At 60.2% G+C, this 23,818-nt stretch carries 19 protein-coding genes and 1 pseudogene; 15 read left to right on the top strand and 5 right to left on the bottom strand.

Going from position 1 to position 23,818, the window contains the following annotated elements; all coding sequences use genetic code 11:
* The first annotated feature begins 295 nt into the window (after positions 1-295).
* The 7 genes from PSH78_RS23690 (at position 296) to PSH78_RS23660 (ending at position 9,826) form a co-directional block, all read left to right on the top strand.
* Positions 296-1,216 carry an NAD synthetase gene (locus tag PSH78_RS23690; protein ID WP_305497176.1) on the top strand — a complete coding sequence of 307 codons (921 nt, stop codon included), beginning with the start codon at positions 296-298 and terminating at the stop codon, positions 1,214-1,216.
* Entirely contained in the window at positions 1,213-1,662 is a 450-nt protein-coding gene (locus PSH78_RS23685) for a hypothetical protein (protein WP_305497175.1), read from the top strand. The genes PSH78_RS23690 and PSH78_RS23685 overlap by 4 nt, the downstream gene beginning before the upstream one ends.
* A gap of 134 nt (positions 1,663-1,796) precedes the next feature.
* Positions 1,797-2,258: a hypothetical protein gene (locus tag PSH78_RS23680; RefSeq protein ID WP_305497173.1), complete on the top strand. Its 462-nt coding sequence runs from the start codon at positions 1,797-1,799 to the stop codon at positions 2,256-2,258.
* 175 nt (positions 2,259-2,433) lie between these two features.
* On the top strand, positions 2,434-5,727 hold the full coding sequence (locus tag PSH78_RS23675) for a DUF2126 domain-containing protein (protein ID WP_305497171.1): 3,294 nt from the start codon (positions 2,434-2,436) through the stop codon (positions 5,725-5,727).
* 208 nt (positions 5,728-5,935) lie between these two features.
* Positions 5,936-8,422: a circularly permuted type 2 ATP-grasp protein gene (locus PSH78_RS23670; RefSeq protein ID WP_305497170.1), complete on the top strand. Its 2,487-nt coding sequence runs from the start codon at positions 5,936-5,938 to the stop codon at positions 8,420-8,422.
* Entirely contained in the window at positions 8,422-9,315 is an 894-nt protein-coding gene (locus tag PSH78_RS23665; protein WP_305497169.1) for a transglutaminase family protein, read from the top strand. The genes PSH78_RS23670 and PSH78_RS23665 overlap by 1 nt, the downstream gene beginning before the upstream one ends.
* A gap of 133 nt (positions 9,316-9,448) precedes the next feature.
* Complete coding sequence (locus PSH78_RS23660) at positions 9,449-9,826, top strand: NUDIX domain-containing protein (RefSeq protein WP_305497168.1); 378 nt, start codon at positions 9,449-9,451, stop codon at positions 9,824-9,826.
* A gap of 73 nt (positions 9,827-9,899) precedes the next feature.
* Here PSH78_RS23660 and PSH78_RS23655 read toward each other — a convergent pair whose 3' ends face one another.
* Entirely contained in the window at positions 9,900-10,085 is a 186-nt protein-coding gene (locus tag PSH78_RS23655) for a hypothetical protein (RefSeq protein WP_305497166.1), read from the bottom strand.
* A gap of 68 nt (positions 10,086-10,153) precedes the next feature.
* Positions 10,154-10,360 (bottom strand): annotated as a pseudogene (locus tag PSH78_RS23650) (LOG family protein); the annotation flags it as partial.
* 341 nt (positions 10,361-10,701) lie between these two features.
* Between PSH78_RS23650 and azu the strand changes: the two are divergent.
* Positions 10,702-11,148: an azurin gene (gene azu / locus PSH78_RS23645; protein WP_305497164.1), complete on the top strand. Its 447-nt coding sequence runs from the start codon at positions 10,702-10,704 to the stop codon at positions 11,146-11,148.
* A gap of 100 nt (positions 11,149-11,248) precedes the next feature.
* Here the strand turns inward: azu and nadE are convergent, their stop codons facing one another.
* The 3 genes from nadE to PSH78_RS23630 form a co-directional block, all read right to left on the bottom strand.
* Positions 11,249-12,076, bottom strand: coding sequence for an ammonia-dependent NAD(+) synthetase (nadE, locus tag PSH78_RS23640; protein ID WP_305497162.1), 828 nt, complete (start codon positions 12,074-12,076; stop codon positions 11,249-11,251).
* Positions 12,077-12,080: 4 nt separating this feature from the next.
* Positions 12,081-13,307 (bottom strand): nicotinate phosphoribosyltransferase, encoded by a 1,227-nt coding sequence (pncB, locus tag PSH78_RS23635; protein WP_305497159.1) that lies wholly within the window; start codon positions 13,305-13,307, stop codon positions 12,081-12,083.
* Positions 13,308-13,542: 235 nt separating this feature from the next.
* Positions 13,543-14,451 carry a LysR family transcriptional regulator gene (locus tag PSH78_RS23630; RefSeq protein WP_305497157.1) on the bottom strand — a complete coding sequence of 303 codons (909 nt, stop codon included), beginning with the start codon at positions 14,449-14,451 and terminating at the stop codon, positions 13,543-13,545.
* 189 nt (positions 14,452-14,640) lie between these two features.
* On the opposite strand from PSH78_RS23630, the gene PSH78_RS23625 reads away from it, so the two are divergent.
* The 7 genes from PSH78_RS23625 to PSH78_RS23595 all read left to right on the top strand — a co-directional run bounded on the left by PSH78_RS23625 (position 14,641) and on the right by PSH78_RS23595 (position 23,097).
* Positions 14,641-16,131 carry an aldehyde dehydrogenase family protein gene (locus PSH78_RS23625; protein ID WP_305497156.1) on the top strand — a complete coding sequence of 497 codons (1,491 nt, stop codon included), beginning with the start codon at positions 14,641-14,643 and terminating at the stop codon, positions 16,129-16,131.
* Between the two features lie 170 nt (positions 16,132-16,301).
* The gene (locus tag PSH78_RS23620; RefSeq protein ID WP_305497153.1) at positions 16,302-17,585 is read left to right on the top strand and encodes an FAD-binding oxidoreductase; all 1,284 of its coding nucleotides are present in this window, start codon (positions 16,302-16,304) and stop codon (positions 17,583-17,585) included.
* Positions 17,586-17,955: 370 nt separating this feature from the next.
* Positions 17,956-19,089, top strand: a complete 1,134-nt coding sequence (locus PSH78_RS23615; RefSeq protein ID WP_305497151.1) for a branched-chain amino acid ABC transporter substrate-binding protein — start codon at positions 17,956-17,958, stop codon at positions 19,087-19,089.
* 224 nt (positions 19,090-19,313) lie between these two features.
* Positions 19,314-20,228 (top strand): branched-chain amino acid ABC transporter permease, encoded by a 915-nt coding sequence (locus PSH78_RS23610; RefSeq protein ID WP_046064350.1) that lies wholly within the window; start codon positions 19,314-19,316, stop codon positions 20,226-20,228.
* Positions 20,229-20,231: 3 nt separating this feature from the next.
* Entirely contained in the window at positions 20,232-21,515 is a 1,284-nt protein-coding gene (gene livM / locus PSH78_RS23605; protein WP_305497150.1) for a high-affinity branched-chain amino acid ABC transporter permease LivM, read from the top strand.
* Positions 21,512-22,384, top strand: coding sequence for an ABC transporter ATP-binding protein (locus PSH78_RS23600; protein WP_305497149.1), 873 nt, complete (start codon positions 21,512-21,514; stop codon positions 22,382-22,384). The genes livM and PSH78_RS23600 overlap by 4 nt, the downstream gene beginning before the upstream one ends.
* Positions 22,381-23,097: an ABC transporter ATP-binding protein gene (locus PSH78_RS23595; RefSeq protein ID WP_305497148.1), complete on the top strand. Its 717-nt coding sequence runs from the start codon at positions 22,381-22,383 to the stop codon at positions 23,095-23,097. Before PSH78_RS23600 ends, PSH78_RS23595 begins: the two co-directional genes overlap by 4 nt.
* The last annotated feature ends 721 nt before the right edge of the window (positions 23,098-23,818 follow it).

Raw genomic sequence — 23,818 nt, 5'->3', positions numbered from 1 at the left:
GCCACCTCGCAAAACGCCAGCCTTAAGTGCTGGCGTTTTGCTTTCTAGCGGCGGTGCTGGCCGTTTGTTATCGTGGCGACCGCCAACGGCGTAACGGCGGATGCATAGCGTTTGTGGCGAGGGAGCTTGCTCCCGCTGGGCTGCGAAGCGGCCCCAAACAATCCCATGCAATGTTCCCCGGCAGACCGTGCCGTCCGGTTTACGACGGCTTCGCCGCCGAGCGGGAGCAAGCTCCCTCGCCACAGGTGTTCAATGTAGATAAAGGCCCACTTTCCGATTCTCAAGGACGATTCACATGAGTACCCCTTTGCCGGGCATCGGCATGGACAACAGCATCTCCCAGCGAATGGCTCGCCAACGCATCGAAAGCCAGATCAACCTGCCACGGTTGTTCGCCGCCATTGACGCCGATCCCGGCATCGTCGGTGCCGGGGTGGTGTATATCGATGCTGAGTTCAATGTAGTGACTTTGCGTGAGTTCAAGCCGATTTGCAGCATCAAGCCAAAGCGAATCATTTTGCGCGAGGCGCAGAAATATATTGCGCCGGCTCAGTTTGCTCAGCAGGTGCAGGACAATCCACGGGAATCACGACTGGTTGGCGAAGCGATCAATACCTCGTTGTCTTGCGCAGGGGCCGTTATCGGTTGGGTAGTGGTACTCAGCGGCTCCGTTGCTATTCCATTCTCAGCGGGAGCAAGCACTGCGATCGCTGTTCTGGGTTACACCGCCGCTGCGGCCAGCACGGCGCAGTGTTTTACCAGCGGTTATCGCATGCGCAATGAAATGGTTAACCCCGCCCGAAATGATCAGCTCGATAGTGAAGAGTGGTACCAGTACACCATGATCGCATTGGACGCTGCGTCGTTGGTTGGGGTTGGAGCATCGTCGCTGACGACGCTCAAACTGGTTAGATTGAACAAAGCTGCGACGGGCAAAAGTGTGCGGGAAGTACTTCGGGGATTGAATCGTCAGGAGCGAGCCAAACTCACCAAAGAATTGCTGAGTATCAATGACCCGCGCTTGACCTCCAAATTGCTCAAATTGAAGCAACTGTCTGGCGAGCTACCCAAGCGTTTTACGTCTACTCAAATCAGGCATGCCACGGTCACGCAGATTCGGGATGCTTTGGGAGCTGCCATCGGCTTCACCGGAAGCGCGATTTCTGGGAATGTCCGGACTATTGCTGTAGGGCTGTATGAGGAGATTGAGGAGTGAGTAGCCAGCCCAGCATCCGCCAATTTCTGTCGCAATATTTTCCGGTCTTCATGGGCGCGATATTCGCATCGATTTTTTCTTTGGTTTTTGCTGTTCCACTGTTTTTTGATAGCTATTTTGGGACGCTATCAATGGCGGATAACGTGAAGTGGTCTTTTTGGGGGGGCATCACGCTTACGCTTGTTGTGGTGCATTGCAACTTCATGATCGCGCGCGGACGTCCATTCTGGGTATGGCCGTTGGTAGGGATGTCTGGGTTGTGTTTTTTATGTGTATTACCCACTATCGAATATCGAGCTGATTCGCTGATCTACAGTTTGAGTTTGTTTTTTCCATTGGTTGCTGTGTTGCTGCTCAACAGCAGGCGCCACCGCGAAATGCGCCAGAAGCTGATGGAAGTCCGTTATCTGCGCGAAGCCGCAATCGCCAAGCACAAAGCCCGATAGGCATTGCCCGGTGGCCGTGTCGCTATTCCCAAATACAGGAGGCTTTGGGTGGCTCCCGACGAGGCCTGCGTGATGCTGCGAGCATTTCCCGTCAAGGCGCGCGCTATCGTTGTCAGCTTTTATGAGATTGCGCCATGATCGGCGGCGGATCATTGAAGCAGTTCCTGGCCCGTTATTTTCCGGTGTTCATGGGGACGATCTTCCTCGGCTGCTTTTCCGGGGCCGCGCTGCTCGTTTTGTCCGGAGCTACTTATTGGCGTGCCTTGGAGCCTTCAGTCAGGAGCAACTATGTTGGTCTCGGCACTTTGGCTCTGGTGAGTGTCCTGGTCTTGGGCAATCTCCTGATTGCACGCGGGCGCGCTTGGGCAATCTGGGGTGTGGCGGGTTATTTCCTAGCCTGTCTGGCGACGGCGGTGCCGACGTTTGCCTATCGACCGCACCAAGGCGTGTACATCTTCGCTGTGCTGTTACCGCTACTGGGACTGCTCCTGATCAACAGCAAACGCCACCGGGAAATGCGCCGCAAGCTCGTCGAAATCCGCCACCAGCGCGAGCGCATCATCCAATCCGCCAAGGCCTCGCGCCCGCGCCGTTGAGTCGATTTGCTACCGCCCACGCCGCATTTATGTGCGGCCTTTGCAGATCAATACAGGCATCGCGCGGTTTTAGTGCTCTACTGCCCTGAGTAGACGTAGAAAGTGTCCGACCTGCCTGCATGGCATAAGTCTTGCGCCGCTTTCGATAACGCCCAGGCTCCGCAGGAGGCACGCCGTGTCGATCCATGTCGCTTTGCACCATGTCACACATTATCGCTACGAGCGCGCTGTCGAACTCGGTCCACAGATCGTGCGCCTGCGCCCGGCCGCCCATAGCCGTACGCGCATTCTTTCGTATGCGCTCAAAGTCTCGCCCGATCAGCATTTCATCAATTGGCAACAAGATCCCCAGGGCAATTACCTGGCGCGGCTGGTGTTCCCGGAAAAGACCGATGAGCTGCGGGTCGAGGTCGATCTGGTCGCCGAGATGGCGGTGTTCAATCCATTCGACTTTTTCCTCGAGCCCTACGCCGAGAAGATTCCGTTTGCCTACGCGGCCGACGAGAAACATGAACTGATGCCCTATCTGGAAAAGCTGCCGCTGACGCCGAGATTCAAGGCTTATCTGGACGGCATCGACCGCACGCCGCTGCCGGCGGTGGACTTCCTGGTGGCGTTGAACCAGCGCCTGAGCGAAGACATCGGTTACCTGATCCGCATGGAGCCCGGCGTACAGACGCCGGAGCACACCCTGGAGCACGCCTCCGGTTCCTGCCGGGATTCGGCCTGGCTGCTGGTGCAACTGTTGCGTCATCTGGGCCTGGCAGCGCGGTTTGTCTCCGGTTACCTGATCCAGCTGACCGCCGATGTGAAAAGCCTCGACGGCCCGTCCGGTACGGAAGTGGACTTCACCGACCTGCACGCCTGGTGCGAGGTGTACCTGCCCGGCGCCGGCTGGATCGGCCTGGACGCCACGTCCGGGTTGTTCGCCGGTGAAGGGCATATTCCCTTGGCGTGTAGTCCCGATCCGTCCTCGGCAGCGCCGATCAGCGGCCTGGTGGAACCTTGCGAGTGCCAGTTCAGCCACGAAATGTCCGTCGAGCGAATCTGGGAGGCGCCACGGGTCACCAAGCCATACACCGAAGAGCAATGGCAGGCGATCCAGGCGTTGGGCCAGCAGATCGACGGCGACCTGCTGGAGGGCGACGTGCGCCTGACCATGGGCGGCGAGCCGACCTTCGTTTCCATCGACGACCCGGACGGCGCCGAGTGGAATACCGCAGCGCTCGGCCCGGACAAGCGTCGCCTCTCCGCCGAGTTGTTCCAGCGCATGCGCAAGCACTACGCGCCCGAGGGGCTGGTGCACTTCGGCCAGGGCAAGTGGTACCCCGGCGAGCAATTGCCGCGGTGGTCGCTCAACTGTTATTGGCGGCGTGACGGCGTGCCGATCTGGCGCGACAACGCGCTGATCGCCGACGAACAACAGGACTACGGCGCCGATGGCGAACTGGCCGGGCGTTTCCTGGCGAGTGTCGCCGAACGCCTGAATATCCCTGCGCGGTTCGTCTTCGCGGCCTACGAGGATAATTTCCATTACCTCTGGCGCGAGGGCAATTTGCCTTCGAACGTGACAGCCGAGGACCCTCGGCTCGAGGATCCCCTGGAGCGGGCGCGGTTGCGCAAGGTCTTCAGCCAGGGCCTGGACAAAGTGGTCGGCCAGGTCCTGCCGCTGGCGCGCACCGCCAAGGGCGATCAATGGCAAAGCGGCCGCTGGTATTTGCGCGACAACCATTGTCGGCTGGTGCCGGGCGATTCGCCGCTGGGCTATCGCCTGCCGCTGGCGTCGCAGCCATGGGTGACCGCAGCCGAGTATCCCTTCATCCATCCCACCGACCCGAACCAGGACTTGCCCGAGTTGCCTGGCACCGAGCAACTCACCCATCACGGCGAGCCGGCCCTGGAACAGGAGCGCGCGCCGAAGATCGACGAATCGGCCGATTGGCTGACGCGCACCGCGTTCTGTGCCGAGGCCAGGGACGGGCGGCTCTATCTGTTCATGCCGCCGCTGGAGCGGGTCGAGGATTACCTGGAACTGGTCAGTGCCATCGAGGCGACAGCCGAAGAACTGGGCTGCCCTGTGCTGCTGGAAGGCTACGAGCCGCCGAGCGATCCGCGCCTGAGCAATTTTCGCATCACGCCTGACCCGGGCGTCATCGAGGTCAACGTGCAACCGTCGGCGACCTGGGATGAGCTGGTCGAGCGCACCGAGTTTCTTTACGAGCAGGCGCGGCTGAACCGGCTGACCACCGAAAAATTCATGATCGACGGTCGACACACCGGCACCGGCGGCGGTAACCATTTCGTCCTGGGCGGCGCGACGCCGGCTGACTCGCCGTTCCTGCGTCGTCCCGACTTGCTGCGCAGCCTGATCAGCTACTGGCATAACCATCCGTCGTTGTCCTACCTGTTTTCCGGACTGTTCATCGGCCCGACATCCCAGGCGCCCCGCGTGGACGAGGCGCGCAACGACGCGTTATATGAACTGGAGATCGCCTTCGCGCAAATGCCCGAGCCTGGCGAAGCGTGTCCGCCTTGGCTGGTAGACCGATTGCTGCGCAACCTGTTGATCGACGTGACCGGCAATACCCACCGCGCCGAGTTCTGCATCGACAAGCTCTATTCACCGGACGGCGCCACCGGGCGTCTCGGCTTGCTGGAGCTGCGCGCTTTCGAAATGCCGCCCCACGCCCGCATGAGCCTGGCCCAGCAGTTGCTGCTGCGGGCGCTGGTGGCGCGGTTCTGGCGTGAACCCTACGCGCCGGCGAAACTGGCGCGCTGGGGTACCGAGCTGCACGATCGCTTCTTGCTGCCGCATTTCATCGAGCAGGATTTTGCCGATGTCATCGACGATCTCAATGTCGCCGGTTATCCGCTGCAGGCCGAGTGGTTCGCCGCGCACCTGGAGTTCCGCTTCCCCAAGGTTGGCGATTACGCGGTCAATGGTATCGAGCTGCAGTTGCGTCAGGCCCTGGAACCCTGGCATGTGCTGGGAGAGGAGGGCACGGCGGGCGGCACCGTACGCTACGTGGACTCGTCCCTGGAGCGCTTGCAGGTCAAGCTCAGCGGCCTGGCGCCACAACGTTATCTGCTGACTTGCAACGGCGTACCGGTGCCCTTGCAACCCACCGGCCGAGTCGGTGAGTTCGTCGCCGGGGTACGTTTCCGCGCCTGGCAACCGGCCAATTGCCTGCAACCGACCATCCCGGTCCATGCGCCGCTGGTATTCGATGTGCTCGACACCTGGATGCAACGTTCGCTGGGCGGCTGTCAGTACCACGTGGCGCATCCGGGTGGGCGCAACTATGACAGCCTGCCGGTCAACGCCAACGAAGCGGAGAGCCGGCGGATGGCGCGTTTCTTCCGGATCGGACACACGCCTGGGAAACTTCCGATACCGAAGCTGGCAACGGATGACGAATTTCCCTTCACACTCGATCTGCGACGGTTCCAAGGGGTATTGAAGCGATAGATTTACCCTGTGGCGAGGGAGCTTGCTCCCGCTCGGTTGCGCAGCGACCGTAAAATTCCGGGGCCGCTGCGCAGCCCAGCGGGAGCAAGCTCGCTCGCCACGACTGTTGCCCCTGAGGCCTCTTGCCGGATTCAGCTCAAACATACCTATCCGGGTGTCATCTGCCTGCGCTAGTCTCACCTTTCATTGCCGTCCTGCCGAGCTTTCCATGCCTGACCTGCTTGACCGTTACCCGTTGACGACGGGCACCTATCACGAATTGCTGGATGACAGCGGTGCGGTGCGTGCGCATTGGCGGCGGCTGTTCGACCAATTGCAGCGCAGCACGCCGGCTCAGTTGATCCAGCGCCAGGCATTGCTCGCCCGGCAGATCCAGGAAAATGGCGTCACCTATAACGTCTATGCAGACCCCAAGGGAGCTGATCGGCCCTGGGAGCTGGACCTGCTGCCCCATGTCATCGACGCTCGGGAGTGGACGCAACTGTCGGCCGGCATTGCCCAGCGGGCACGCTTGCTCAATGCCGTGCTGGCCGACCTGTACGGGCCGCAGCGGCTGATCAGCGAGGGGCTGTTGCCGGCGGAGCTGGTGTTCGGGCACAACAATTTCCTTTGGCCCTGCCAGGGCATCACACCGCCAGACGGCAACTTCCTGCACTTGTATGCCGTGGATCTGGCGCGCGCGCCCGATGGCCGTTGGTGGGTGACTGCGGATCGGACCCAGGCGCCCTCGGGCGCCGGTTATGCGTTGGAAAATCGCACCATCGTGTCGCGGGCCTTTCCCGACCTTTATCGCGACCTCAAGGTGCAACACCTGTCCGGTTTCTTCCGTACGTTGCAAGAAACCCTGGCGCGACAGGCTCCCAGCAACGGCGAGCCGCCGCTGGTGGTACTGCTGACGCCCGGTCGGTTCAACGAAAGCTACTTCGAACACCTCTACCTGGCGCGGCAACTCGGCTACCCGCTGGTGGAAGGCGGCGACCTGACCGTCCGCGACGCCACGGTCTATCTGAAGACGCTCAGCGGGCTGCGTCGGGTCCACGCGATCATGCGTCGGCTCGATGATGATTTCTGCGACCCGCTGGAGCTGCGCACCGATTCAGCCCTGGGCGTGCCCGGATTGCTGGAGGCGGTGCGTCAGGGGCGGGTGCTGGTGGCCAACGCACTGGGTAGCGGGGTCCTGGAGTCTCCCGGGCTCTTGGGGTTCCTGCCGAAAATCAGCCAGTTTCTTTTCGGTGAAGAGCTGATGCTGCCCTCCATCGCCACCTGGTGGTGCGGAGAGCCGCCGGTGCTGGCCCAGGCCCTGGAGAAACTGCCGCAGTTGTTGATCAAGCCGGCGTTTCCGTCCCAGAGCTTCACGCCGGTATTCGGTCGGGACCTGGACGAAGACCAGCGCGCTCAATTGGCCGCACGCATGCAGGCGCGGCCCTATGCCTATGTTGCTCAGGAACTGGCGCAACTGTCCCAGGCGCCGGTATGGCAGGCCGAAGATGGCCAGGTCCAGCCTCGAGCCATTGGCATGCGGGTTTATGCGGTGTCCGGCAAAGACGATTATCGGGTGCTGCCGGGAGGCCTGACCCGCGTGGCCGCCGAGGCTGATGCCGAAGTGGTGTCGATGCAGCGCGGTGGCGCCAGCAAGGACACCTGGGTGCTGGGCGAGCAGGCGCCCGGCGGTGAGCAATGGAAGGCCCAGCGAACCGTGGGCGTGCATGATCTGGTGCGCCGCGATCCCTATCTGCCGTCTCGTGTGGTGGAAAACCTGTTCTGGTTTGGCCGCTACTGCGAACGTTGCGACGACAGCGCCCGTCTGCTGCGGATCATGCTGGCGCGCTATGTCGATGGCGATGATCCGCAAGCCTTGCAATCGGCGGTCGCCCTGGGCGAGAGCCTGATGTTGTTGCCGGAGGAGGGCGAGTTGCCCGAGCGCCTGCTGGCGGCCATGCTCGGGGATGACTGGTCGTTCAGCCTGCGCTCCAATCTGCAGCGCTTGCAGTGGGCGGCCTCGCAGGTCCGTGGCAAGCTGTCCCGGGAGAACTGGCAGGCACTGGTGGAACTGCAACGCGAAGCCGTGGAACTGGAAACCAGCGAGCCGGACTTCGGTGAGTTGCTGGATTTTCTCAATCGACTGGTAATGTCCCTGGCCGCATTGTCCGGGTTCGCCCTGGACGACATGACCCGCGACGAGGGCTGGCGTTTCCTGATGATCGGCCGGCGCCTGGAGCGTCTGCAATTTCTCAGCAGCAGCCTGGCGGCATTCCTGCGCGGCGAGGCGGTTTTCGATCAGGCCGGGCTGGAATGGTTGCTGGAGTTGGGCAACAGCAGCATCACCTACCGTTCGCGATACCTGGCGGTGGCGCAGCTGATCCCGGTGCTCGATCTTCTGTTGCTGGACGAGCAGAACCCTCACGCGGTGCTCTTCCAGTTGAAACTGGTGGCGCGCACCGTCAAGCGCTTGAACGACGATTTTGGCGCGCCGAGAGAAACCGCCCTGCCGGAACTGGTGGCGCGACTGTCGCGCTTTGACCTGCGCTGCCTGGAGAGTTTTTTGTTTGGCGAAGCCAGCCTGCGCGCGGCGCTCGACGGTTTGGCCGATCTGCTGCAGGAAGTCGCCGATGTCAGCGGGCAGGTGTCCGATCGCCTGGCCTTGCGCCATTTCGCCCATGTTGACGACGTCAGCCAGCGCACGGTATCCGTCTGATGAATGCCCGTTACCAGATCCTTCACGACACCCACTATCACTACGACAGCCCGGTGTCCCTCGCCCAGCAACTGGCGCATCTATGGCCGCGGCCCTGTGAATGGCAGCGCTGTACCGAGCGACAACTGACCATCAGCCCGGAGCCCACGACCCGTCGCGATGAACAGGATGTGTTCGGCAATCCGCTGACCCGCCTGGCCTTCGAGCGGCCCCACGATGAGCTGCTGGTCAATGCCCGCCTGAGCGTCGAGGTGCAGGCGCGCCCGTCACTGGATTTCAGTTCATCGCCCGCCTGGGAATCCACTCGTCATGCATTGACCTACAGCGGTCGACCGCTGGCGGCGCAGTTGCTGGATGCCTGCCGCTATCGTTTCGAGTCACCCTATGTGCACCTCAAGCGCAGCTTCGTCGAGTTTTCCGAAAGTTGTTTCCCGGTCGGTCGTCCGTTGATGCTCGGCGTCCAGGCATTGATGGAAAAAATCTTCGAGGAGTTCACTTTCGACGCGGAGGCCACCCAGGTCGCGACACCGCTGGTGGAAGTGCTGGAGCGACGCCGGGGCGTCTGCCAGGATTTTGCCCACCTGATGCTGGCCTGCGTGCGTTCTCGCGGATTGGCGGCGCGTTACGTCAGCGGTTATCTGCTGACCCAGCCACCCCCCGGCCAGGCTCGATTGATTGGTGCAGACGCTTCTCATGCGTGGATCTCAGTGTTTTGCCCGGTGCTGGGGTGGGTGGATTTCGATCCGACCAACAACGTGCAACCGTCCCTGGAGCACATCACCCTGGCCTGGGGCCGGGATTTTTCCGATGTGTCGCCTTTGCGCGGGGTGATCCTGGGGGGCGGTACCCATGATCCGGAAGTACGGGTGACGGTGATGCCGTTGGAGTCGTGAGTGTAGTGGGACCAATGTGGGAGCGAGCTTGCTCGCGATAGCGCAGGTTCAGTCAGCCTCGATGTGACTGATACGCCGCTATCGCGAGCAAGCTCGCTCCCACAGGGTTTGTATTTAATTGAGAGGAAAATGCATGTTCCCGGTTTCCATCAAAGGCGTACTACAGTCTCCCGACGGCCTGGTCGTGCTGATGCTCAACGAGCGGGACGAATGGGAACTGCCCGGTGGGCGGATCGAGCTGGGCGAAACGCCGCCGCAATGCCTGGCACGGGAAATCGCCGAGGAGCTGGCGGTCGAGGTCAGCGTGGGCGAACCGCTGGATTCGTATCTGTTCGAGGTGATTCCCGGCAAACACGTGTTCATCTCCACTTACCGCTGCCAGTTGCTGGGCGGTTTCGTGCCTACGATCAGTCATGAGCACAAGGAGATCGGGCTGTTCGAGCCAAGCCAGTTACCAGCGAACCTGCCTGCTGGTTATCGCTTGTCGATTATCAACGCGCTGGGGTTGTGAGGGCCGGCAGCGAGGCTGCCGGCCCTGGACACAAAACCGTGGGGCCGGATCGGATCATCGGGCCCTGGAGGAGTCAGGCGTCGGGGGCCTGGTCTTTCGGTGCATCTGGATCATCGTCTGCCGCCACTTCACCTTCCGCATCGGGGTTCAGTGCTGCTTCATCGGCGGTGGCTTTCTTGCGTTGGAGCTTTTCCTCTTTCTTCTGCTCCTTGGCCAGGTCTCTCTGACGTTTGGCGAAGGAATAATTGGGTTTGGCCATGGGCGATCCTCTGGGGTCGAAGGTGAGGTTGAGCGGCGCGTATTCTGCCCTGTATCGGGGTCGAGCCGTTAGCTGGGTTTTTGCTCGGCCCATTTCGGTGGCACCGAGGGTTGCCATTCATCCAGCGCATCGAGCAGGTCATGGGCCGAGTCGCTCACTTGCAGCATGTCACGATGCGGCGCGCGGACGAAGCCTTCACCGACGATGTGATCGAGAAAACCGGTGAGTTTGCTGTAGAAACCATTCACTTCCAGCAGCCCCAGCGGTTTAGCGTGGCTTTACTCCGTGATCGCTAACCGGTCCAGAGTAAAGCCTGCCCCTTGTGGCGCAAAGAATTAAACCTCGCGCCGGGGTTTTTCGTAGGTGCCGCTGGCGCCGCAGGCGTAGGCGGCGAGCAGGCTGCATAACAGGCTGTTGAGGTTCATGACGGTTGCTCCAGAGAGGTGATGGAGCCGATCGTAACGGGCGAGTCATACTTGTGGCTGGTTGATTCTGTCCATCAGGCTGATAGTCTTAAGTTGTATACAATCTTTGACACAGGTCATAGGAACTTGCTGGAAAATCAGGCAGTCTTCCCCTTGACGGAATTTTGTTAACCATGCCTTGGAGATTCATGATGTTCGCCAAACTTGTAGCAGTATCCCTGTTGACGCTGGCCAGCAGCCAACTGATGGCAGCGGAATGCAAGACCACCATCGATTCCACCGATCAGATGTCCTTCAGTACCAAGGCCATCGAAATCGACAAGAGCTGCAAGACCTTCACCGTTGAGCTGACTCATTCCGGCAACCTGCCAAAAAACGTCATGGGTCATAACTGGGTGCTGAGCAAAGAGGCTGACATGCAGCCGATCGCCACTGACGGTCTGGCCGCCGGTATCGACAAGAGCTACCTGAAGGACGGTGACACTCGCGTCATCGCCCACACCAAAATCATCGGCGCCAAGGAAACCGACTCGGTGACCTTTGATGTTTCGAAATTGAGTGCTTCCGAGAAGTACGGTTTCTTCTGCTCGTTCCCGGGCCACATCTCGATGATGAAAGGCACGGTTACCCTGAAGTAATCAAATTTCAGGCACAAAAAAAAAGCGCCCCAAGCAGGGCGCTTTTTTCATGCCGGGCAAACAACCCGCTCCCACAGGTGATATCAGACCACCGCGGTGATTACGGCGCGTACGGCATCACTCGCTTGTGCTCGGTCTTGCGGTAGGTGTCGCAAATGATCCTGGCCGCCTCTTCGCGAATCGGTTGGCCATGCAGGAAGGCGTCGATCTCGCCGTAGGTCACGCCATGGGCGGCTTCATCCGGCTTGCCTGGCGACAGGTCTTCCAGGTCAGCGGTGGGGACTTTTTCCACCAGCGACTCTGGCGCGCCGAAATCCCGGGCGATGGCCCTGACCTGGTTTTTCACCAGGCCGCTCAGCGGGGCCAGGTCGCAGGCGCCGTCACCGAACTTGGTGAAGAAACCCATGACCGCTTCGGCCGCGTGGTCGGTGCCGATCACCAGGCCTTGCTCCGCGCCGGCGATGGTGTATTGCGCCACCATGCGCATCCGCGCCTTGGTATTGCCCAACACGAAATCCCGCGAACCTGGCGCCTTGCCTTCGAATGCCAGGACTTCCTTCGCCAGTGCCTTGACCGCCGGACCGATGTTGACGGTATGGCGCTCGTCCGGCTCGATGAAATCGACGCAGGCCTGGGCTTCGTGCTCATCGAACTGGGTTTCGTACGGCAGGCGCACGGCGATGAACCGGTACGCCGAATTGCCGGTTTTTTCCCGCAGCTCGCGCACGGCACGTTGGGCCAGCAGGCCGGCGGTCAACGAGTCGACCCCACCGCTGATTCCCAGCACCAGGCTCTTGAGACCCGAGTTGACGAGGCAGTCCTGAATGAAGCTCACCCGGCGCGCGATTTCGGCCTTGAGGGCGGCGTCATCGGCGAATGGTGGCTGGACCTTGAGCTGTTCAGCAATCTCACGCTGTACGGCTTGCATGAATTCACTCCTTGCTTGATGTGCCGGAAAGGGCGGCAGGTACTTGGAAAACATGTCGCATATAGGCGACGAAATTCGGATCCTTGCAGTGGGTCTTGCCGGGCTCGTCTGAAATCTTGGCCACGGGTTGCCCGTCACAGCTGATCATTTTAAGCACGATGCTCATCGGCTCCACGCCTGGAATGTCGCAAGTCAGGTTGGTCCCGATACCGAAGCTCACATTAATGCGACCACGCAAGGCGCGGAAAATATCCAGGCATTTGGGCAACGTCAGGCTGTCGGAGAACACCAGTGTCTTGCTCATCGGGTCGATGCCCAGTTTGTGGTAGTGGGCAATGGCTTTTTCAGCCCAGATGACCGGGTCCCCCGAATCATGACGCAAACCGTCGAACAGCTTGGCGAAGAACAGATCGAAGTCCTTCAGGAAAGCATCCATGGTGATGCAGTCGGTCAGTGCGATGCCCAGCAGGCCTCGGTATTCGCGAACCCAGCAGTCGAGCGCGGCGATCTGGCTGTCGATCAGGCGCGGGCCCAGTTGCTGGTGGGCCATGATCCATTCGTGGGCCATGGTGCCCAAGGGCTTCATGTCCAGTTCTCGGGACAGGTGCACATTGCTGGTGCCGACGAAGCGGCCGGGGAAGTCGTGCTTGAGCACGTTCACCACTTCTTCCTGGACACGGTAGGAAAACCGCCGGCGAGTACCGAAGTCGGCCACTTGCAGTTCGGACAATTCGTCGGCACTGGCGTTGGCCGTCAGCCAGTCGAACTTGCGATAAAGCTGCTCTCGCGCCTGTTCCAGGACGACTTCACGGTAGCGATAACGGTTGCGCACCTCGCTGACGATGGCCAGCAGCGGGACTTCGAACAGGATGACGTGCAGCCAGGGCCCGCGCAGACGGATAAACAGCTCGCCGTTATCGATGCCGGTGTGCACATAGCGCAGGTTGAAGCGAAACAAGCCCAGGAAGCGCAGGAAATCCGGCTTGAGGAAGCTGATGCGCTCGAGGAAACCCAGCTGGTCGGCGCTCAGGCTCAGTTCGGCCAGGCGTTCGATCTGGAAACGAATTTCCGCGAGGTAAGGGCGCAGGTCTTCGCTGTTGCGGCAACGAAACTCCCATTCCACCTCGACGTTGGGGTAGTTGTGCAGCACCGCCTGCATCATCGTCAGCTTGTAGAAGTCGGTGTCGAGCAGGTTCTGCACGATGCGATCGGCAAACACGCTCTCGCTCATAATGGGAATCTCCAGACGGGTGCTGCGGCGTGCGGCAGTCGTGTTGAAAGGTCTAGTGGCGCATAACCGGGATGGTTATTGCCAGTATTTTTTAGCGTTCGCAGGTCTTTTGTGGCGAGGGAGCTTGCTCCCGCTCGGCTGCGAAGCCGACGCAGAATTTTTCATCTGACAGAATTTTTAGGGCCGCTGCGCAGCCCAGCGGGAGCAAGCTCCCTCGCCACGGGGGCAACCGTCGCTATAGCGGCGCATCAGGGCTAGCGATCTGCTCCAGCATCCATTCCACGAACAACCGCACCTTGGGCACTTCCGCCGAATGTTCCGGGTACGCCAGGTAGTAGGCATTGGTACTGGGCATCGGATGTTGCCAAGGGATGACCAGCTTGCCGTCAGCCAGTTCTTCCTCCACCAGGAATCTTGGCAGCAGGGCCACGCCACAGCCGACCTGGGCGGCGCGGATGCACATGTAAAACGTCTCGAAGCGTGGTCCGTGATAGCTGTGTTCGGTGTGGTAACCCTGATGGTCGAACCAGTCGTGCCATGCCTGGGGCCGGGAGGCGTTCTGCAGTAGCACCAGCCCGGTCAGTTGCGTGGGATCGGTGAAAGGCTCGTCCGGCAGGCTGCCGGGTGCGCAGACCGGCACCAGTTCTTCGCCGAACAGCTTCAGGGATTCGGTGCCCGGCCGCGAGCCCTGGCCGAAATAGAAGGCCAGGTCACTGCGTCCCTGCTGCAGGTCGTCGGCCTCCTGCTCGCTGCACAGGTCCAGATGAATGCTGGGATGGCGCAGGCGCCAGCCTTTGAGCCGCGGGACCAGCCAGCGGGCGCCGAAGGTCGGAGGCGTAGAAACTCGCAGGACTTCGGTGTCGCCACCGTAGGAACGCAGGTAATGGGTCGACATCTCTACCTGGGAAAGGATTTTTCGCACCTCCCCCAGATACAGATCCCCGGCGGGCGTCAGTTGCAAGCGTCGGCGAACGCGGCGAAACAGCAGGTGTTGCAGCAATTCTTCAAGCTGCGCGACCTGTTTGCTGACAGCGCTCTGGGTCAGGTTCAATTCTTCGGCGGCGCGGGTGAAGCTCAGGTGACGGGTCACCGCTTCGAAGCACTGCAACGCGGTGATCGACGGCAAATAACGCTTATTGAGCATGATGGAGCCTTATTTTTGTCGCTCTGCTTTTGTGCTGAAGAGTCTGCTTGAGTGGCAGCATGAATAAACGGAATGATATCTCGCTTAAAGGTCGTTTGTTGGCAAGTCTCGGGCCAGCTACAACTACAGGTCTGATCAGCCGTGATTGCCCGGCTGCCAAATCTTTGTCTTTCGCATGAGGATTTACCCATGGTTGCTGCATTGCTTGATCGTCTGGGCGTCAACCCGGCCCTGTACCAGAACGGCAAACAGCCCGTGCATTCGCCCATCGACGGCAGTCGCATCGGCGCGGTGAACTGGGAAGGCGCCGCTGAAGTCGAGCAACAGGTCAGCCGTGCCGAACATGCCTTCGATTTGTGGCGCAAGGTGCCGGCGCCCCGTCGCGGCGAACTGGTGCGTCAGTTTGGCGACCTGCTACGCGAATACAAGGCCGACCTCGGCGAACTGGTGTCGTGGGAAGCCGGCAAGATCACTCAGGAAGGCCTGGGTGAAGTGCAGGAGATGATCGACATCTGTGATTTCGCCGTCGGTCTGTCCCGCCAGTTGTATGGCCTGACCATCGCCTCCGAGCGTCCGGGCCATCACATGCGCGAAACCTGGCACCCGCTGGGGGTGGTCGGGGTGATCAGCGCCTTCAACTTCCCGGTCGCGGTGTGGGCATGGAACACCACGCTGGCCTTGGTGTGCGGTAATTCGGTGATCTGGAAACCGTCGGAGAAAACCCCGCTGACCGCCCTGGCCTGCCAGGCATTGTTCGAGCGCGTACTGGAGAATTTCAGTGATGCGCCGCCGTACCTGAGCCAAGTGATCATCGGTGGCCGCGATGCTGGCGAAGCGTTGGTGGATGACCCCCGCGTCGCGTTGATCAGCGCTACCGGCAGCACCCGGATGGGGCGCGAAGTCGCACCGAAAGTCGCGGCGCGTTTTGCCCGCAGCATCCTCGAACTGGGTGGCAACAACGCCATGATCCTGGCCCCGAGCGCCGACCTGGACATGGCAGTGCGGGCGATCCTGTTCAGCGCCGTCGGCACCGCCGGCCAGCGCTGCACCACCTTGCGCCGTTTGATCGCCCATGAATCGGTGAAGGAGGAGATCGTCACGCGCCTCAAGGCCGCCTACTCGAAAGTGCGCATCGGTCATCCGCTGGAAGGCAACCTGGTAGGGCCGCTGATCGACAAGCAGAGCTTCGACAACATGCAGGATGCGCTGGAACAGGCCCTGAGCGAAGGCGGTCGGGTGTTTGGCGGCAAGCGCCAGCTCGAAGACCAGTTCCCGAACGCTTACTACGTTTCGCCGGCCATCGTCGAAATGCCCGAGCAAAGCGACGTGGTGCGCCACGAAACGTTCGCGCCGATCCTCTACGTGGTCGGTTACAAGGATTTTGCTGAAGCGCTGGATTTGAACAACTCCGTGCCCCAAGGCCTGTCGTCGTGCATCTTCACCACTGATGTGCGTGAGGCCGAGCAGTTCATGTCGGCGGTGGGCAGCGATTGCGGCATCGCCAACGTCAACATCGGCCCGAGCGGCGCGGAGATCGGCGGAGCCTTTGGTGGCGAAAAGGAAACCGGCGGCGGTCGCGAGTCCGGCTCCGATGCGTGGCGCGGCTATATGCGTCGTCAGACCAATACCGTGAACTACTCGCTGGAATTGCCGTTGGCGCAGGGGATTACTTTCGACTGAGAACCGGTCAGCGAAAGCTCTCTGTGGAAATAGTCCCCCTGTGGGAGCGAGCCTGCTCGCGAAAGCGTCGGATCAGCCAATATGAAGGTTGGCAGATGAAACCGCTTCGCGAGCAGGCTCGCTCCCACAATTGAATTCAGTGTTTGTTAGGTTTCTGTTGGAGTCTGGCAATGCCGTTACGCGAAGAATGTCTGTGGGAAAAGCTGACGCCACAAAGGCCCGAAAACACCGCGCTCAAAGGCGAGGTCACGGTAGATGTCTGTGTGATCGGCGCTGGTTTTACCGGTCTGTCAGCGGCGGTGCACTTGCTCGAACAGGGCAAACGCGTGGCAGTGCTGGAAGCCCATCGGGCCGGACATGGCGGCTCGGGGCGTAACGTCGGGCTGGTGAACGCCGGCCTGTGGATCCCGCCGGATGATATCGAGGCCGGTTTTGGCGAGGCGGTGGGCAGCCAGCTCAACCGCATGCTCGGGGCCGCGCCGGCCTTGGTGTTCAGTCTCGTCGACAAATACAACATCGATTGCCAGCTGCGCCGCGAAGGCACCCTGCATATGGCCCACAACGCCCGGGGCGAGGCGGACCTGCGCAGCCGCGAAGAACAATGGAAACGCCGTGGCGCGCCGGTGGAACTGCTGACCGGCCAAGCCTGTGCCGAGGCTACCGGCACCGACAGGATCGCCGCGGCATTGCTTGATCGCCGCGCCGGCACGCTCAACCCGATGGCCTACACCAGCGGGCTGGCCAAGGCGGCCAAGGACCTTGGCGGCCAGTTGTTCGATCATTCGCCGGTCACGCGCCTGGAGCGCCAGGGCCAGCGCTGGTCAGTGCAGACTGCCCAGGGTTCGGTGCTGGCCGAGCAAGTCGTGATCGCGTCCAACGCCTATACCGAAGGCGACTGGACCGAACTGCGGCGCAATTTCTTTCCCGGATATTACTATCAGGTCGCTTCGGTCCCACTGACCGACGCGGCCGCCCACCGCATTCTGCCGGGTGGGCAAGGTTCCTGGGATACTCGCCAGGTATTGAGCAGCATCCGCCGGGACAAGGACGGTCGCTTGCTGCTGGGCAGCCTGGGCAATGGCAACCGTAAGCCAACCTGGTTTCTCAAGGCCTGGGCGGACCGGGTGCAGCAGCATTATTTCCCTTACCTCAAGCCTGTGGAGTGGGAGTGCACCTGGACCGGTTGCATTGCGTTCACGCCCGACCATCTGATGCGCCTGTTCGAGCCGGCGCCAGGCCTGGTGGCAGTCACCGGCTACAACGGTCGAGGCGTGACCACCGGCACCGTGGTCGGCAAGGCATTCGCCGACTATCTGTGCCACGGCGATGCCAAGGCATTGCCGATCCCTTTCGCGCCCATGCAACCCTTGGCCGGCGTGGGCCTGCGCAGTTGCCTGTATGAGGCGGGCTTTTCCCTGTATCACGCGGGCCAGTGCCTGCGAATCGTCATCTGATTGTTGAAAAGTGTTACGGGCAGCGGCGTTTTTCAACACAGCGGCTAGCCTGTTATGGTGCGGGCTGTAGCAGCCGCGCACCGGCAGTGTGCAGTTAGGTGACGCAGGTTGTTACACAGTGGTTGCACGCCGTTTCGTATGGCGGTTGCAATGATGGCTCATGGAGGGTTTCACCTACTTGTAAAAACGGTTGCACCTCGTCCGGTTTAGACGGTTGCACGCCCTGTGAAAAAGGGCCCGAAACAGTCGAAATAACAATAAAGCAGCGACTTTTTTAAGAATAAAAAACCGATGGCACGGCCCTTGCTCTTAGCTTTTCAGTGAAGTGAAGTCGCAGTGCCAACTAAAAAAAACCTTGGAGCACCACCTCATGTCCCAGACGTTTTACAAGAAAGGCTTTCTGGCCCTCGCAGTGGCAGCTGCGCTGGGTGTTTCTGCGTTTGCCCAGGCTGACATCAAGATCGGTGTAGCGGGTCCCATGACAGGCGCCAACGCGGCATTTGGCGAGCAGTACATGAAAGGTGCGCAAGCGGCGGCAGACGAGATCAATGCCAAGGGCGGCGTGAACGGGGAGAAAATCCTCTTGGTCAAAGGCGATGACGCCTGCGAGCCGAAGCAGGCCGTTACGGTAGCCAAGGATCTGGCCAATCAGAAAGTGGCGGGAGTTGTCGGTCACTTCTGCTCTTCCTCGACCATCCCGGCTTCCGAGATCTACGACGAAGCCGGCATCATCGCAATCACCCCGGGTTCGACCAACCCGGCTGTTACCGAGCGCGGCCTGAGCGCCATGTTCCGTATGTGCGGGCGTGATGACCAGCAGGGCATCGTCGCCGGCGACTACATCGTTGACGTGCTCAAGGGCAAGAAAGTCGTCGTGCTGCACGACAAGGACACCTACGGGCAGGGCCTGGCGGATGCGACCAAGGCTCAACTGGCCAAGCGCGGTGTTACGCCAGTGCTGTACGAAGGCCTGACCCGTGGTGAGAAAGACTTCAGCACCATCGTCACCAAGATCCGCGGCGCTGGGGCCGATGTCGTGTACTTCGGTGGTCTGCACCCGGAAGCCGGTCCGCTGGTTCGTCAACTGCGTGAGCAAGGTCTGAAAGACGTCAAGTTCATGTCCGACGACGGTATCGTGACCGACGAACTGGTCACCACCGCTGGCGGTCCGCAATTTGTCGACGGCGTCCTGATGACTTTCGGTGCCGACCCGCGTCTGCTGCCAGACAGCAAGGCTGTAGTGGACGCATTCCGTGCCACGGGCACTGAGCCGGAAGGCTATACCCTGTACGCCTATGCTTCGGTTCAGACCCTCGCGGCTGCCTTCAATGGCGCCAAGAAAAACGATGGCGAAGCTGCGGCCAAGTGGCTCAAGGCTAACCCGGTCAAGACCGTCATGGGTGAGAAAACCTGGGACAGCAAGGGCGACCTGAAAGTCTCCGACTACGTGGTCTACCAATGGGACAAGGACGGCAAGTACCACCAGTTGGAAAAACAGAAGTAAACGCGATCGGCTAGATCCCCTGATTCATGTGGGAGCGAGCCTGCTCGCGATGGCGGACTGACAGGCGACATCTTTGTTGAATGTCAGTCCTCATCGCTGGCAGGCCAGCTCCTACAAGGGGGATGCAGTGCTCTGACTGACATTGCTCCGACGTAAATCTGTATTTTCCCTAGAAGAACCGCACACTCAAGAGTGTGCAGGTTCTCACTGCGTGAGATTGCGTTATGGATGGTATTTTCCTGCAGCAACTGGTCAACGGCCTGACCCTCGGGTCGGTCTATGGCCTGATCGCCATCGGCTACACAATGGTCTATGGCATCATCGGCATGATCAACTTCGCCCATGGCGAGGTTTACATGATTTCTGCGTACCTCGCGGCGATCAGTCTGGCTCTGCTGGCATACTTCGGTATTGAATCCTTTCCCCTGCTGATGCTCGGTACGCTGATCTTTACCATCGTCGTTACGGCGGTGTATGGCTGGGTCATCGAGCGTGTCGCCTACAAACCTCTGCGCAACTCCACCCGACTGGCACCGCTGATCAGCGCCATCGGTATTTCGCTGATCCTGCAAAACTACGCACAGATTGCCCAGGGCGCGAAGCAACAAGGCGTTCCAACCTTGCTGACGGGGGCTTGGCGTGTCGAAGTCGGCACAGGATTCGTGCAACTGACTTACACAAAAGTTTTCATTCTGATCGCCGCGTTTGCGGGGATGGCCCTGCTGACCTACATCATCAAGTACACCAAGCTCGGCCGCATGTGTCGCGCGACCCAGCAAGACCGCAAGATGGCTTCGATCCTGGGGATCAACACCGACCGGGTGATTTCCTACGTGTTCATCATTGGTGCGGCCATGGCGGCCCTGGCCGGCGTGCTGATCACCATGAACTACGGCACGTTCGACTTCTATGCCGGTTTCATCATCGGCATCAAGGCATTCACTGCGGCGGTACTCGGCGGGATCGGCTCACTGCCTGGCGCGATGCTTGGGGGAATCATTCTCGGGATCTCCGAGTCGCTGTTTTCCGGTCTGGTCAATTCGGACTACAAAGACGTCTTCAGCTTCTCGCTGCTCGTTCTCGTTCTGGTCTTTCGGCCCCAAGGCCTGCTTGGCCGTCCTCTTGTGTCGAAGGTGTAAGCGATGTCCTCAACCACCAAAAAAACCATTGATATCAAAAGAAGTCTGGTTGACGCGATTCTTACCGGTCTGGTTGCCCTTATTGTGTTCGGTCCGATTGTTGGCGTGGTCCTCGACGGCTACGGCTTCAATCTGGAAACGACCCGGGTGGCGTGGATTGTTGCCATTGTCATGGCTGGTCGCTTTGCCCTGGGCTTGTTCCTGCAAACGCCCAAGGGTCTGAAAATTCTTGAAGGTTTTGAAAGCACCGGCTCCGGGGTTCATGTCCTGCCCCCCGATTACAAAACCCGGTTGCGCTGGATCATCCCGCTGGTAGTCGTCATCGCCGTGGTGTTCCCGTTTTTCTCCAACTCGTACCTGTTGGGCGTGGTCATCCTTGGGCTGATCTACGTGCTGCTGGGCCTGGGCCTGAACATTGTGGTCGGCCTGGCCGGCCTGCTTGACCTGGGTTACGTGGCGTTCTACGCCATCGGCGCCTACGGGCTGGCGCTCGGTTACCAGTACCTGGGGTTGGGGTTCTGGACGGTGCTGCCACTGGCGGCAATCACGGCGGGGCTGGCCGGCTGCATCCTCGGCTTCCCGGTGCTACGCCTGCACGGTGATTATCTGGCGATTGTGACCCTGGGGTTCGGTGAAATCATCCGGCTGGTCCTCAACAACTGGCTGAGCCTGACCGGTGGCCCGAACGGTATGCCGGCGCCATTGCCAACCTTCTTCGGTCTCGAACTTGGAAAAAGGGCGAAGGATGGCGGCATACCCTTCCATGAGTTTTTCGGCATTGCCTACAACCCGGACGTGAAGTACTACTTCATCTATGCGGTGTTGTTTCTCGTCGTGCTGGCCGTGCTGTATATCAAGCACCGTCTGACCCGGATGCCGGTCGGTCGTGCCTGGGAAGCCTTGCGCGAGGATGAAATCGCCTGCCGCTCAATGGGGCTGAATCACGTGCTGGTCAAGCTCTCGGCGTTCACCATCGGGGCCTCGACGGCTGGCCTGGCCGGTGTGTTTTTCGCCACCTATCAAGGTTTCGTCAACCCGACCTCATTCACCTTCTTTGAGTCGGCCCTGATTCTCGCCATCGTGGTGCTGGGCGGCATGGGCTCGACCATCGGGGTGGTGATTGCGGCCTTCGTGTTGACCGTGGCCCCGGAACTGCTTCGCGGTTTCGCGGAGTACCGCGTGCTGCTGTTCGGCGTGTTGATGGTATTGATGATGATCTGGCGCCCACGCGGCCTGATCCGCATCAGCCGTACCGGTGTGACGCCGCGCAAGGGGGTAGCGCCATGAGCGAAGTCGTACTGAAAGTCGAAAACCTGATGATGCAGTTCGGTGGCATCAAGGCCCTCAGCGACGTCAGCCTGCAAGTCAAGCGCAACTCCATCTTCGCCCTGATCGGCCCCAACGGCGCGGGCAAGACCACGGTGTTCAACTGCCTGACCGGTTTCTACAAGGCTTCGGGCGGCAAGATCGAACTCAACGTGCGTGGCGAGCAGACCAACGTGATCAAGTTATTGGGCGAAGCGTTTCGCCCGACGGACTTTGTCTCGCCAAGGTCTTTCGCCAGCCGGCTGTACTACAAGATGTTCGGCGGCACCCACCTGGTGAACCGCGCCGGCCTGGCGCGAACCTTCCAGAACATTCGCCTGTTCAAGGAAATGTCGGTGCTGGAAAACCTGCTGGTGGCCCAGCACATGTGGGTCAATCGCAGCCTGGTGGCGGGCATCCTCAACACCAAGGGTTATCGCCAGGCTGAAAGCGATGCCCTGGATCACGCCTTCTACTGGCTGGAAGTGGTGGATCTGGTGGATTGCGCCAACCGCCTGGCCGGTGAGCTTTCCTACGGCCAGCAGCGCCGCCTGGAAATCGCTCGGGCGATGTGTACGCGTCCGCAGATCATCTGTCTCGACGAACCGGCCGCCGGCCTCAATCCCCAGGAAACCGAAGCACTGAGCGCGATGATCCGGCTGCTGCGCGACGAGCACGATCTGACCGTGGTGCTGATCGAACACGACATGGGCATGGTGATGAGTATTTCCGATCACATCGTAGTGCTGGATCACGGCAACGTGATTGCCGAGGGCGGTCCCGAGGCGATTCGCAACGATCCGAAGGTGATCGCGGCTTACCTGGGCGCCGATGAAGAGGAATTGGTATGAGTGGGCCTATCCTCGAACTCAAGGAGCTGGACGTGTTCTACGGGCCGATCCAGGCCCTGAAGAAAGTCTCGATGCACATCGGCGAAGGCGAAACCGTGAGCCTGATCGGCTCCAACGGTGCCGGCAAGTCCACGCTACTGATGTCGATCTTCGGCCAGCCCCGCGCAGCGGGTGGGCAGATCATCTACCAGGGCGTGGACATCACCCACAAGTCGTCGCACTACATCGCCTCCAACGGTATCGCTCAATCGCCGGAAGGGCGCCGGGTGTTCCCCGACATGACCGTCGAGGAAAACCTGCTGATGGGCACCATTCCTATCGGTGACAAATACGCCAGCGAAGACATGCAGCGCATGTTCGAGCTGTTCCCGCGGCTCAAGGAGCGCCGCAACCAGCGAGCCATGACCATGTCCGGCGGCGAGCAGCAGATGCTCGCCATCGCCCGGGCCTTGATGAGCCGGCCGAAGTTGTTGCTGCTCGACGAGCCGAGCCTGGGACTGGCGCCGATCGTGGTGAAGCAGATCTTCGCGACCCTGCGGGAACTGGCGTCCACCGGCATGACTATCTTCCTGGTGGAGCAGAACGCCAACCACGCGCTCAAGCTGTCCGACCGGGCCTATGTGATGGTCAACGGAGAAATCCGCCTGACCGGCAGCGGCAAGGAACTGCTCGCTAACGAAGAGGTGCGCAACGCGTATCTTGGCGGGCATTGAGGCGGCAGTTGCAATGAAAAAAACCGGCGAGTGATCGCCGGTTTTTTATCTATATCCACAAACCCTGTGGGAGCGAGCTTGCTCGCGATAGCAGTAGATCAGTCGATATCGATGCTGACTGAACCAAAGCTATCGCGAGCAAGCTCGCTCCCACAGGGTTTTTATGTATTTTTCGAAATTGTGGACAACAATCTTGAAGCTCTGCGAAACCGCGACATAAAGTCGCCGCAAACAGTTGTTTTGTCACGGTTTTGACTTGTCCCCGTTTGCTGTGGAACTGGCTGTGGGTAACGTGGGTGTACTTGGCTGTAACCCTTTGATTACGCGGCTTTCAGCGTGGTGAGCATTTTTTGATCAGGCGGTTTTGGTCATTCGGAAGCGGCAGTTGTCAACAGTTTTCTGAGCGTCATTGGCGTTCGGAAAACTGTCAGCGAGCCTGTGGATAAGTCTGTGACTAAACTCTGGAAAGACCGCGCGGAGCAGCGTCGTTGCTGGCTTGGCGCCATCGTCTATCTCGCCTCGGCTTATAGCAGATAACTTCGGCTGCACAACCTCACTTGGTGGGTCAAGCGAAAAAAATTTCCAAATGTCCCGCAAAGCCTTATACACAGCGGCTTCCAGTGTTTGTACTTGCCCCCGATTATTGTGGACGTGCCTGTGGATAAGATGCGCGCAACCCTCTGCAGCCCTTGTTTGGCAAGGCCTGGACTCGATTGGTTAT

Source organism: Pseudomonas sp. FP198 (genome assembly GCF_030687895.1).
Lineage (GTDB): Bacteria > Pseudomonadota > Gammaproteobacteria > Pseudomonadales > Pseudomonadaceae > Aquipseudomonas.
Note: the sequence above shows the minus strand (reverse complement) of the source record. Positions and strands in the feature narration are given on the sequence as shown.

Coding starts and splice junctions, on each gene's coding strand:
- nadE (WP_305497162.1), bottom strand. CDS start 12,076: ATGCAAGCCGTACAGCGTGAGATTGCTGAACAGCTCAAGGTCCAGCCA.
- PSH78_RS23630 (WP_305497157.1), bottom strand. CDS start 14,451: ATGCTCAATAAGCGTTATTTGCCGTCGATCACCGCGTTGCAGTGCTTC.
- PSH78_RS23625 (WP_305497156.1), top strand. CDS start 14,641: ATGGTTGCTGCATTGCTTGATCGTCTGGGCGTCAACCCGGCCCTGTAC.
- PSH78_RS23660 (WP_305497168.1), top strand. CDS start 9,449: ATGTTCCCGGTTTCCATCAAAGGCGTACTACAGTCTCCCGACGGCCTG.
- azu (WP_305497164.1), top strand. CDS start 10,702: ATGTTCGCCAAACTTGTAGCAGTATCCCTGTTGACGCTGGCCAGCAGC.
- pncB (WP_305497159.1), bottom strand. CDS start 13,307: ATGAGCGAGAGCGTGTTTGCCGATCGCATCGTGCAGAACCTGCTCGAC.
- PSH78_RS23670 (WP_305497170.1), top strand. CDS start 5,936: ATGCCTGACCTGCTTGACCGTTACCCGTTGACGACGGGCACCTATCAC.
- PSH78_RS23680 (WP_305497173.1), top strand. CDS start 1,797: ATGATCGGCGGCGGATCATTGAAGCAGTTCCTGGCCCGTTATTTTCCG.
- PSH78_RS23595 (WP_305497148.1), top strand. CDS start 22,381: ATGAGTGGGCCTATCCTCGAACTCAAGGAGCTGGACGTGTTCTACGGG.
- PSH78_RS23665 (WP_305497169.1), top strand. CDS start 8,422: ATGAATGCCCGTTACCAGATCCTTCACGACACCCACTATCACTACGAC.
- PSH78_RS23620 (WP_305497153.1), top strand. CDS start 16,302: ATGCCGTTACGCGAAGAATGTCTGTGGGAAAAGCTGACGCCACAAAGG.
- PSH78_RS23610 (WP_046064350.1), top strand. CDS start 19,314: ATGGATGGTATTTTCCTGCAGCAACTGGTCAACGGCCTGACCCTCGGG.
- PSH78_RS23655 (WP_305497166.1), bottom strand. CDS start 10,085: ATGGCCAAACCCAATTATTCCTTCGCCAAACGTCAGAGAGACCTGGCC.
- PSH78_RS23615 (WP_305497151.1), top strand. CDS start 17,956: ATGTCCCAGACGTTTTACAAGAAAGGCTTTCTGGCCCTCGCAGTGGCA.
- PSH78_RS23690 (WP_305497176.1), top strand. CDS start 296: ATGAGTACCCCTTTGCCGGGCATCGGCATGGACAACAGCATCTCCCAG.
- PSH78_RS23600 (WP_305497149.1), top strand. CDS start 21,512: ATGAGCGAAGTCGTACTGAAAGTCGAAAACCTGATGATGCAGTTCGGT.
- livM (WP_305497150.1), top strand. CDS start 20,232: ATGTCCTCAACCACCAAAAAAACCATTGATATCAAAAGAAGTCTGGTT.